The sequence below is a fragment of the Aquaspirillum sp. genome (genome assembly GCF_055136605.1).
On the sequence record NZ_JBSQVP010000097.1, the window covers coordinates 1 to 11525 of the forward strand.

12 protein-coding genes are annotated in these 11525 nt (G+C 48.3%); 4 read left to right on the forward strand and 8 right to left on the reverse strand.

Annotated features, from left to right (window positions below; all coding sequences use genetic code 11):
- The 5 genes from rsxC to ACTBZS_RS11660 all read right to left on the reverse strand — a co-directional run.
- Positions 1 to 1473: electron transport complex subunit RsxC (rsxC, locus tag ACTBZS_RS11640; RefSeq protein ID WP_463044243.1), on the reverse strand; the 1473-nt coding region annotated here is incomplete at its 3' end.
- Positions 1473 to 2060 (reverse strand): electron transport complex subunit RsxB, encoded by a 588-nt coding sequence (gene rsxB, locus ACTBZS_RS11645; RefSeq protein ID WP_460429598.1) that lies wholly within the window; start codon positions 2058 to 2060, stop codon positions 1473 to 1475. The genes rsxC and rsxB, both read right to left, overlap by 1 nt.
- A complete protein-coding gene (gene rsxA, locus ACTBZS_RS11650) occupies positions 2057 to 2638 on the reverse strand; it encodes an electron transport complex subunit RsxA (protein ID WP_022654711.1) in 582 nt (193 codons plus the stop codon). Before rsxA ends, rsxB begins: the two co-directional genes overlap by 4 nt.
- A 157-nt stretch (positions 2639 to 2795) precedes the next feature.
- Entirely contained in the window at positions 2796 to 3599 is an 804-nt protein-coding gene (folE2, locus tag ACTBZS_RS11655; protein ID WP_460429597.1) for a GTP cyclohydrolase FolE2, read from the reverse strand.
- Between the two features lie 149 nt (positions 3600 to 3748).
- A complete protein-coding gene (locus tag ACTBZS_RS11660; RefSeq protein ID WP_463044244.1) occupies positions 3749 to 5017 on the reverse strand; it encodes an MgtC/SapB family protein in 1269 nt (422 codons plus the stop codon).
- A gap of 375 nt (positions 5018 to 5392) precedes the next feature.
- Between ACTBZS_RS11660 and ACTBZS_RS11665 the strand changes: the two genes are divergently transcribed.
- The gene (locus tag ACTBZS_RS11665) at positions 5393 to 5866 is read left to right on the forward strand and encodes a hypothetical protein (RefSeq protein ID WP_463044245.1); all 474 of its coding nucleotides are present in this window, start codon (positions 5393 to 5395) and stop codon (positions 5864 to 5866) included.
- Entirely contained in the window at positions 5863 to 7074 is a 1212-nt protein-coding gene (locus ACTBZS_RS11670; protein WP_463044246.1) for a methyl-accepting chemotaxis protein, read from the forward strand. Before ACTBZS_RS11665 ends, ACTBZS_RS11670 begins: the two co-directional genes overlap by 4 nt.
- A gap of 56 nt (positions 7075 to 7130) precedes the next feature.
- Here ACTBZS_RS11670 and ACTBZS_RS11675 read toward each other — a convergent pair whose 3' ends face one another.
- The gene (locus ACTBZS_RS11675; RefSeq protein ID WP_463044247.1) at positions 7131 to 7424 is read right to left on the reverse strand and encodes a hypothetical protein; all 294 of its coding nucleotides are present in this window, start codon (positions 7422 to 7424) and stop codon (positions 7131 to 7133) included.
- A 10-nt stretch (positions 7425 to 7434) separates the two neighbouring features.
- Positions 7435 to 7851, reverse strand: a complete 417-nt coding sequence (gene cadR, locus ACTBZS_RS11680) for a Cd(II)/Pb(II)-responsive transcriptional regulator (RefSeq protein WP_463044248.1) — start codon at positions 7849 to 7851, stop codon at positions 7435 to 7437.
- A gap of 91 nt (positions 7852 to 7942) precedes the next feature.
- On the opposite strand from cadR, the gene ACTBZS_RS11685 reads away from it, so the two are divergent.
- Both ACTBZS_RS11685 and ACTBZS_RS11690 read left to right on the forward strand, forming a co-directional pair.
- Positions 7943 to 10204: a heavy metal translocating P-type ATPase gene (locus ACTBZS_RS11685; protein WP_463044249.1), complete on the forward strand. Its 2262-nt coding sequence runs from the start codon at positions 7943 to 7945 to the stop codon at positions 10202 to 10204.
- Positions 10205 to 10391: 187 nt separating this feature from the next.
- Positions 10392 to 11021 carry a tetratricopeptide repeat protein gene (locus ACTBZS_RS11690; protein ID WP_460429592.1) on the forward strand — a complete coding sequence of 210 codons (630 nt, stop codon included), beginning with the start codon at positions 10392 to 10394 and terminating at the stop codon, positions 11019 to 11021.
- A gap of 47 nt (positions 11022 to 11068) precedes the next feature.
- Here ACTBZS_RS11690 and ACTBZS_RS11695 read toward each other — a convergent pair.
- On the reverse strand, positions 11069 to 11525 hold a 457-nt coding region (locus ACTBZS_RS11695; protein ID WP_463044250.1), incomplete at its 5' end, for a PD-(D/E)XK nuclease domain-containing protein.

The window sequence follows — 11525 nt, forward strand, 5'->3', positions numbered from 1 at the left end:
CATCGCCGCTTCAATCGCTGCGCGTTTACTGTCATCCAACGCTTGCGGTGCCGCTGTAGGCGATGGCGTTGCGGTTTTCGCAGCTAAGCGCGCTGCTTTTTCTGCCTTATCACGCTCTAAACGGAATTGGCGGAATTCATGCCGTGTACGCGCCAAATCAGCGGCTTTTTTCTCGCGCTCTGCCGCCCAAATTTCACTCTTGGCAAAACGGTAATAATCGACCAAAGGAATCTGACTTGGGCACACATAACTGCACGCCCCACATTCAATACAGTCAAACAAGGCATTTTCTTGCGCCGCGCCAAGATTTTTTGCTTTCGCAAACCAATATAAATCCATCGGTTGCAGCTGTGCCGGACATGCCTCGGCACACGCGCCACAACGAATACAAGGCAAGGCGGCTAGCCGTGGTGGAAATAGCGCAGGGTCTTTGACAATCAAACAGTTACTGGCTTTGGTCAGGCTGGCTTGTAAATCGGGCAATTCAAAGCCCATCATTGGCCCTCCCATCACCACACCATATTGGCCGGTGAGGGTAGGTTCGGCTTGTTGCAACAACCACGCTAACGGCGTACCAATCAAGGCTTCTACATTACCAGCCTGTTTAACGGCACCGGTTAAAGTCACAATACGCGATACCACCGGTTCACCCAACGCCACCGCCCGCCATACGGTATAGGCAGTGGCGACATTAAAACATTGCACACCCAAATCAGTTGAGCGCATTCCGTGTGGGACTTCTTTGCCAGTTAACAGGCGAATCAGTTGTTTTGCCCCCCCACTTGGGTATTTAGTCGGCACAACCGCCACCTCAATCGGCAACCCAGCACAGGCTTGTTGTAAGGCACGAATCGCCTCGGGTTTATTGTCTTCCACCCCAATTAAGGTTTGTTCTGCCTGTAAGCGTTGCCGCAGAATATCGACACCCGCCACGATGTCAGCAGCACGTTCACGCATCAGCAAATCATCACAGGTAATAAATGGCTCACATTCAGCGCCATTAATCACCAGATGTTGTAATTTATCGCCGACTTTTAAGTGCGTAGGGAACACCGCACCGCCTAAACCGACCACCCCCATTGTTTGCAAATGCTGTTTGAACTGAGCTGTGTCGGCGTGTTGCCAATCAAGCGGTTGTTTTTCTATCCATTGTTGTTGTCCATCTGGCTCAATCACGATCGCCAAATCGGGTAGTCCAGAAGGATGGGCAAAGGGCCGCATGGCAATCTCAACCACAGTCCCCGAGGTGGGCGCATGAATAGCGGCCGAGACATGACCATCAGCCTTGGCGAGGGTTTGGCCAGCTAACACCTTTTCGCCAACATTGACGATGGGTTTGGCGGGGTTACCGTTATGCTGACTCAGCGGCACCACCAAGGTCGGCGGCAGCGGGAGCTGGCGGATAGCAGTTTGATTGGACAGGTGTTTATACTCGGGCGGATGGATGCCGCCATGAAAATCATACAATTTCATCAAGACGAGCTTTCTGTCGTGGCAGAGGGACGAACCAGCTTTAAGGCAAATACAGGATAACGCCACTTCCAATTTTTCACGGTAGTGCCAACGGGCACGATATGAATGCAATCGACAGGACAGGGAGCCAGACAGAGTTCACAGCCGGTGCATTCACTGGCAATAATGGTGTGCATTTGTTTTGCCGAACCAACGATAGCATCCACCGGACAGGCCTGAATGCACAAGGTACAGCCAATACAGGTGTTTTCATCGATGACAGCAACCGACTTAGGTTTTGGCTGAGCGGCACCCTCATCAAACGGCTTAAACTCGACTCCAAGCAATTCGGCAAGCTTACGGATGCCTTCCTCACCCCCGGGTGGACATTTATTGATGTCATCTTCACCGTGGGCGATTGCCTCGGCATAAGGACGGCATCCCGGATGGCCACATTGACCACATTGGGTTTGCGGCAATACGGCATCAATTTTTTCTACCAGCGGATCGCCTTCAACCTTGAATCGTACCGAGGCAAAGCCCAAAATACCGCCGAGCACCACCGCCAAAATAGCCATCACAGCGAGGGCAAGTAAGATGGCTGTCATTTGACCAAGCCTCCAAACCCCATAAAGGCCAAACTCATTAAACCAGCGGTGACAAAGGCAATCGCCGCCCCTCTAAATGGCGTTGGCACGTCAGCCCCTTCCAATCGCTCCCGCATTGCAGCAAATAAAATCAAAATCAAAGAAAAACCCAAAGCACTGCCCGCACCAAATACTAAGGCCTCGGCAAACGTATGTTGTTCTTGCACATTCAACAGTGGCACCCCTAATACGGCACAGTTGGTGGTAATCAGGGGCAGATAGATACCCAGCACTTGATATAACACGGGGCTGGTTTTATGAATCACCATCTCGGTAAATTGCACAATGCCAGCAATCACCAAAATAAAAGACAAAGTGCGTAAATACTCCAGCTCAAAAGCCACCAATAATTGATTGATAAGATGGCTCGACCCCGCAGCCAAGGTGAGAACAAAAGTCGTGGCGGCCCCCATACCAAGCGCCGCTTCGAGTTTCTTTGAGACACCCATAAATGGGCATAGGCCAAGAATTCTGACTAAGACGACATTGTTCACCAGAACAGTGCTGACGAGAATCAGCAGATAGTGACTGATATCCATGAGTAGGCGGGTCTATAGAAGTGAAGACATCATGAGTAAGACATGAAAAATCCGCCACCGTGACGGACAGTGGCGGATTATCCGCTTGTGCAATGCAAGATTCAAGCGCAGGGCAAGACCACGCGCCGCGAGGCTAATCAGTCAAGCTAGGCATAACTCAATTAAAATTATGCTCAATTAAGGCATAAGCAGAATGATTGTGGATAGATTCGAAGTTTTCTGATTCCACCACATATGCCACCACTTGCGGATGCGCTTGTACCGCTGCGGCTACATCACGCACCAAATCTTCGACAAATTTAGGATTGTCGTAGGCACGTTCGGTGACATATTTCTCATCTGGCCGTTTTAACAAACCATACAACTCACACGAGGCTTGTTTTTCGGCAATATCAATCATCTCTTCAATCCACACATGGCCAGCGGTGCGGGCGGTGATGGTGATATGCGAGCGTTGATTATGGGCACCATAAGCCGAGATTTTCTTAGAGCATGGGCACAAACTGGTCACGGGCACCAAGACTTTCATCGAGAAACGATATTCGCCATCACGGATTTCACCGACAAAAGTCACTTCATAGTCGAGCAAACTTTGCACGCCCGAGACCGGTGCCGTTTTATTGACGAAATAAGGGAAGGTCATTTCAAGATAGCCCGATTCGGCTTCTAAACGCTCCACCATTTCGCGAACGATGGTTTCAAACGATTCGACAGAGATTTCACGTTCGTGTTGATTCAAAATTTCCACAAAACGTGACATATGCGTGCCTTTGAAATGATGCGGCAAAAACACATACATATTGAACATACCGACAGTATGTTGTACCCCACCACTGCGGTCGGCGACTTTCACTGGATGGCGTAGTGATTTAATCCCTACTTTATTGATCGCAAGATTGCGCGTATCAGGAGAGCTTTGGACATCAGGAATGGCGGTCGAAGAAGGAGAAATAGAAGTCATTGAATTCGTCTGCTTATTGGCATCAAGAGTGGTAACAGTATAGCCGCAGGCAATACCCGAGTAAAGCACTCGGGTATCATAGCGACAGGCAAAATAGTCTATTGATATTGGCTATCAGGCAAGGTTTTTGTGTAGCGAAAGCGAATCGACTAGGCCCACACAAATGCAGTGATAAACATGGCACCCACGGCAATCAGGAACATCGGCGCGCAAACTTTAGCTAACTCTTTACCGCCCAATGACACAATCAAGCCAAACTTAAACGCCGAGTTCGCCATAATCGCCAAACACACTACCATCACCACTTGCTCTGGCACCAACTTACCCGCATTGAACATATTGAGTGATGACAAGGCAATCGCGTCTAAATCGCTAATCCCAGACACCAATGCCACTAAATACAGCCCACTATTACCAAATAGATCTGATAACCACGCCGAGAAGAACATCACTGCTGCATAAATTGCACCAAAAATCAGGGCAGTACGCATTTCTGTTGGATTACGCAGTTCCATGCCGGTGCCAGCAGGTTCTTTGGCAGCGCGAAAGCGATATACCAAGACATATAAGATACCGCTGATAAAACCGGCCAACATCACTGGCGATAAAGTCATCACCAAAGAAGGCGACAAGACAGCGGCAATCCCGATTAAACGCAGAAACAGCACCAAATTTGCCAGCAAAATCACGGTTGCTGAAAACGCTAAACTGGCAGGATTGGCTTTCACTTCACGGGCATAGGTCATGCTGGTTGCCGTGCTCGAAACCAAGCCCCCCAACAAACCTAATAATGCCGCACCCGCTTTTTCGCCAATAATCATCACGGCAACATAACCAGCCCAGCCTACACCAGCGATTAACACCACCATCAACCAGATGTTATATGGGTTAAGGGCTTGATAGGGGCCAAAGCCTCTATCCGGTAAAATCGGCAAAATAATCAGTGAAACGGCGGCAAATTGCAGCAAAGACAGCAAATCAGGCCGTGATAAGCGTTGGCTGACATGCACCAATTCTGGTTTCAGATACAGCACTAAGGTTGCAATAATCGCCAGCGCCACGGCTAAATCGGTCAACTCAAACCACACCAACAAACCGAGGGCATAGGTAACCAACAGCGCGATCTGTGTGGTGACATGTCCGCCACCAGCCCCACCCAACCCGCGATTCACTACCATCGCCAACACAAAGAACCCCGCCGCGCCCAGCCAGTTCAAGCCAGACAGTTGCCCCACCAAGCCCAAAGCGGTGGCAAAAAAGCTGGTCAGCATAAAAGTTCGAATGCCAGCGGGGGTGTTGCTCACCCGTTCCCGTTCAATTCCCAATAACAGGCCGATGCCTAAGCTGGTTAAGAACAAGGGCAAACTTTGGAACTGTGTGCCTTCTAAAGCAAAGAATGAGTTAAGCATGTCTTGCATCGTCCCGCCTCCTCGAAAAATTATTTTTATCGCATCACCAAACCACAGCAAAAATTGCGTGATGCGTATTCATCACTGTACAACAAGCTTCTATTCAGTGTGCGACCAAAGTAGGGACATCGTGGATAGGTCGGGGGAAAACATCATCAAGACAATGGTACTGTCACAACAAGAATCACCATTCTAGCCATTGCTGGTAGCAAAAAATCAAGTATGTGATAAAGTAATATCAACTAAGTATTTAACGCAGATAAAAAATAAAAATAATAAAAAAGCACAATCTGTCGATAACTGGAGTTGTTTATACTCACACAAGATAATGCAGGGTGGCGCTCGCCTAACTAGCGCCACCTCTCACCAAGGAAGATACCGATCATGTCATTACGCGCACGACTGATGGCTTTTGTTTTATTAGTGCTGACCTGTTTATCGATTCTGTTCTGTGCTGTGGCTTATTGGAAGATGAGCGATGCGGTGGAACAAGAAATTCACAATCAAATCACCATGGCAGCCGAGGGCAAGGTCAGTTTTGTCAGTGAATGGGTAGACAGTCGGCAAAAAATTGTCGGTTCCATTTTGCCGCGCTTTGGCACAGGCGAACTCAAGCCAATTTTAGATCAAGCCAAGCAAGCTGGGGGGTTTGATGATGTGTATGTTGGCCAACCCGATAAAACCATGACGCAATTTAGCCAAGCTGTTCCTGTTCCTCCCGGTTACGACCCCACTGGGCGGCCTTGGTATGTTGCGGCAAAAGAAACCAACGATCCTATCGCCACCGCCCCGTATATCGATGCTGCTACCAAACGCCCGATTATCACCTTCGCCCAAGCACGTTCGACCTCAATATGATTAACAAAGCGGGGGTGATTCAAGAATTGAATCTGAATGGCGACCATGCCATGACCGCTTTTTACGCCATTCCTAAAACAACATGGGTACTCGGCGTGGTGGTCCCAAAAGCAGCAGCAATGGCACCAGTGAAACAACTGGTGTTGGTAATGATTGGCCTTGCGGTACTTGGCTTAGTGTTGGCGACCATCCTTGCTTACGCCGGTATTGCTAAAATGTTGTCGGGTTTGGGTGCGCTACATCGTGCAATGCAACAAGTGGCTAGCGGACAGGGTGATTTAACCAAACAATTGCCAGTTCATCGTCATGATGAAGTGGGACAGATTGCCGAAGCATTTAATCAGTTTGTCGCCAAACTACGCGAGATGTTTCTTACCGTACGAGAAGAGTCTGAAGCATTGGCAGGCGATGCCGTACAGTTAAATCATGTGGCTGAACGTATCGCCGAAGACTCACGGATTCAGTCGCGTGAATTATCTGCCACCGCCGCCACCATCGAAGAAATCACCGTCAGTATCAACCATATCGCCGATCATGTCGGTGAAACTGAGAAATTGGTTTCACAAAATCATCATCACTCGGTGGAAAGCTATCACGCGATGGCCGAAGTCGAACGCGAAGTGCAATCAATTCTCGACGCAGTCTCATCGTTACATCATGTGATGGGTGATTTGTCTGGTCAATCGGAGCAAATTAAAGGCATTGTGAATGTGATTCACGATATCGCCGATCAAACCAATTTGTTGGCCCTGAATGCTGCGATTGAGGCCGCACGCGCGGGTGATTCAGGCCGTGGCTTTGCTGTGGTGGCAGATGAGGTGCGTAAATTGGCCGAGCGCACCGCCAGCGCCACCATCCAAATTGCCGGCATGATTGATACGGTGATTCGCTGCACCAGTGAAGCAATTACCCATACCCAAGCCACCAGTGATAAGGTTTCATCAGGTGTTTCACTATCACGCAACGCCGCTGCAAAAGTGGAACAAATTAAGAGCAACACTGAGGAAATTTCCTCACGCATGGAGGAAATCACGTCTTCAACCGCCGAGCAAAGCGTAGCCACTAATTTAATGGCCAATAGCGCCGATCAGGTAAATGTCATGGCACAACAAACCGATGCCAGCTTGCAACAAGCACTTGAAACCATCCATGTCTTAACCCAGCGTGGTGATGAGCTGAAGGGATTAGTCGCGCGCTTCCGTCTCTAAATAGCAAAAACAGATAGGGGCGCAATCCCGTGCGCCCCTATTTATTTGCTAGCATTTCAAAAGTAGCGTTTCTTGCCAGAAGGGCTGAAACAGAACATCCCGCCACGAGGCCCCATACACTGTCGCCCAGTGCCACATGGGCAATCATCATCCGATTTTTTCGCATCATGGCCATATTTTTTGGGCTTGTCTTTTTTATAGCCATGAGAATAACCATGGGCAGCATGCCCACTGTGTCCACGGCCTTTCCCGCCTTTCGCCTCAGCCACCATCGGCAACATCAAACCCAATACAACAATCATTACACCTACATTGATGCTAAATAATTTTGCTGAGAGTGCTCTCAACATAATGGCTCCTTTATTTCTCAGCTACCGTTATCGCTGCCGCCTGTTGCAAATGGCGAATAATGCCACATTCGCTGGCCTTCTGATTGTGATGACAAGTTTCCCGTAACTGGCGTAGCTGACTCTCTAATACTTGCAATGATTCAACTTGCTGATGAATACGTTGAATTTGTTGGTCGATCAACTGGTTAATTTCATCACATGCCAGATCTGGGTTAACTTGCAAATCTCGTAAGCGGCGAATATCAGCTAGCCCAATCCCTAAAGCACGACAAAGCCGAATAAAATTTAACGCAACGACATGCTGTGTTTGATAAACCCGATAACCACTGCTTGTGCGCTCAGGAATGGGTAAGAGACCTTCGCGTTCGTAAAAGCGAATGGTTTGTACCTCGCAATTTGTCAACCGTGCCAGTTCACCAATTTTCATTTTTGACTCTTCCTTATTCAATCGGCTTGACCCTATAGCGACTATAGGGTGTGTAATGATTCCATCGCTAATTTTTGTATGGAATTGCACCATGTCCAGCCCATCTAAACGAGTGATTTCGCTACAACCTATCTCGGCAAAAACTGCGAGTTGCGGGTGTCATGGAGAATGCCATACACCAAATTCAGGTTCGACAGTTTCACCAACCACTGCCATGACAGATGACGAGATGCTTAGCCTACCTAAAGTGCGCTATCGCATTGACAATATGGATTGTCCAACCGAAGAGCAGCTGATTCGCCAAGCCTTAAACACGATGCCTGAAATCAAGCATCTTGCTTTTAATTTACTGGCTCGAGAGCTGACGGTATACCACCGGTTAAGCGAAACCACGCCCATCACAGAGAAATTACGCACGATTGGGATGCACGCTATTTGTCTGGACCAACAACAAACGCCGCCCAGTTTACCGCCGGCTATCAATCGTCAACTGAAATGGCAACTTGCCCTCGGGGGAACAACGGCTTTGCTTGCAGAAAGTTTGGCATGGTACTCAGGAGATGAAAATTCTTTATGGGTGATGAGCTTAGCTTTGCTGTCATTGTGTAGTGCAGGGTTAACCACCTTACGCAAGGGTTGGATTGCGCTCAAACACCGAACGATCAATATCTATTTTTTAATGTCGTTGGCAGTGATCGGTGCCATGCTCATTGGCGAATGGCCAGAAGCAGCGATGGTGGTGTTTTTATTCGCGTTAGCAGAAGCCATCGAAGCGCGTTCCTTAGAGCGCGCTCGGCACGCGATTGAATCTGTTCATGGTTTAACGCCAGAGCAAACCGAAGTGTATCGACATTCGCAGTGGCAAACAGTGGTTGTACGCGAGGTGATGATTGGTGAAACCATTCGGATTCGTACGGGAGAAAGCGTCCCTTTAGACGGAAAATTAAAGCATGGTCATGCCAGTGTTAACCAAGCGCCTATCACAGGTGAAAGCGTACCAGTTGAAAAACAAGCCGGTGATGACGTTTATGCCGGAAGTATTGTCTGTGATGGTGTCGTTGAAATCTCTGTGACCGCTGATGCACAACACAGCACACTGCAACGTATTGCCGATGCCATTCAACAAGCGCAAAGTGAACGCGCCCCCACGCAGCGTTTTGTCGATCAATTTGCGCGTTATTACACACCGATTATCGTATTGTTGGCCGTTTTACTTGCCCTCCTGACACCGCTATTTGGTGGCGATTGGCAACAAGGTTTATATCAAGCCTTGGTGATGCTAGTCATTGCTTGCCCATGTGCTTTGGTCATCTCCACCCCCGTCACTGTCGTCAGTGGTCTAGCAGCCGCTGCTCGACGCGGCATCATTATTAAAGGAGGGAAATACTTAGAATTGGGCAGCCAATTGCGTGCCATTGCCTTTGATAAAACCGGCACACTCACCAGCGGCCGTATTCAACTCCACAAAATCACTGTCTTCGCACCCTATTCTGAGGATAGCGCGTTGTTGCTGGCGGCTCAGCTTGCGCAACACAGCAAACACCCCTTATCTCAAGCCATTTATCAGGCAGCACAACAACAGCATGGACTTCTAGCAACACAGCACATTCAAGATTTCCACACTGAAGCCGGTCGAGGCATCTACGGCAAGCTTGAGGGGGTCTCTTATTTTCTTGGCAAAGCAAGTTGGTTGCAAAGCTTTGTGCCTGTTTCAACTGCCACCGCACATCGTCTGAGTGAAATAGAGCAGACAGGGGATAGCGTTGTCGTGCTTGGTCATACAGAACAAATTGTTGCGATCTTTTCGCTACGAGATAGCCTGCGCGACGACAGTGCCACAACCATCAGCACCTTAAGTGACAAAGGCATTCATACGGTGATGCTGACTGGCGATCATCAAACCAGTGCCAACCACATTGCAGCGGCCACAGGCATCAAAGAAGTCGTTTGCAACCTTCTTCCAGAAGAAAAATGGCAGGCTATTGCAAAATTACAACACTCTCATGGCACAGTCGGTATGGTCGGCGATGGCATTAACGATGCCCCTGCTTTAGCGCGTGCAGATATTGGTTTTGCTATGGCAGCGGCAGGGACAGCAACGGCGCTTGAGACAGCTGATGTCGCCATCATGGACGACAAACCACACAAGATTGTCACCTTTATCCAGCTCAGCCAACACACCCGAAGAGCGCTAAAACAAAATATTTTATTAGCATTACTGATTAAATCCGTATTTCTACTACTCGCTTTCCTTGGCTATGCCACGCTGTGGATGGCAGTGTTCGCAGACGTTGGTGCCAGTCTTTTAGTGGTTTTAAACGGCCTTCGACTATTACGATACAGTAATGACTAGACAACAAAGCACAAAAGCATAACAATGATGTGACAGAACATTATGTTCTTTGTTAAAATTATCAAATAATGATTTAGCGCAAATCCTTGTTGCAAAATTATTGAGATGATTACAGCAAAACAACTGTTCGTTTTGCGATTTAAGCAAGCAGCACACTCATTAAGCACCTCTTTTGGGAACTGACTTTATGTGTTTCAACAACTTACGATTCCACAAAGAAGCAGGGGAAGAATTATTTCGTATCGCCATGCACTACGATGAAACATGGCAATACGAACAAGCCGTGTTTTGGTATCGTAAAGCTGCAGAACTCGATCATGCTGCCGCGCAATATCACCTTGGGCTGTGCTATGCCTACGGTGTGGGCGTGGAAAAACAAGTGGATATTGCAGCAGTGTGGTATCGCAAAGCAGCTGAACAAAACCATGTCAGCGCACAATTTGCCTTAGGCATGTACTACAGCGAACAAACACATTTACCAGAGCATTACCAAGCCGCTGTGTTTTGGTTTGAAAAAGCCGCTGCACAAGGTGATGCAGATGCTCAGTTCCAATTAGGTTTGTGCTATGAATATGGCCACGGTGTTATCCAAGACGAGTGCCAAGCCGTGGGCCACTATCAACAGGCCGCCGAACAAAACCAAATCGCAGCACAATTTCGTTTAGCGCAATGTTATGAATATGGAATTGGGGTGAATGCTGATGCAGCTATGGCAACACATTGGTTACGCCATGCCACACAGCAAACCAGCGCAGTCGCACAAAATGAAGAAGAACCTCATCATCAGTGGTACTTCCAACTGACACAAGCGGCTTAATTTACGAAAAAAATTTTGTGCATGAGGCATCCTTGCTCATGCACAGCTCAATCTTTCACCATCAGTGTCACCCACTCAAACCCCACCACATTCCGCTGTTCACGGCTGAACTCAATCCCGATTAAGTGAATCGGCTCACCTCGGCTGCGGTATTTCTCGGCATAGCCTCTGTCCTGTAGTTGTTGTAAGGCTTTGCCTTGTGGTGTCGCTTCGACCACTTTGAATTCAAACAAATACACGTGTTGATGAAACAACACCGCCATGTCAATGCGGCCTTTATTGGTGATGTCTTCAAGGCGGATGTCTAAACCAAGGGCTGCGAAGTAGCTGTAGAACACGCTGGCGTAATAGCCTTCGTATTGGGCAATGGCGTTGTTGCGTTGCCAGTCATAGGGAATACTAGCAAATAGGGAATGCAGTAGGGTTTCCAACTTGGAAACATCCGCTTTGCTGAGCAACCGATATAACTGTCCGGTGTATTGATGTGGCAATGAAGAGTTGCCC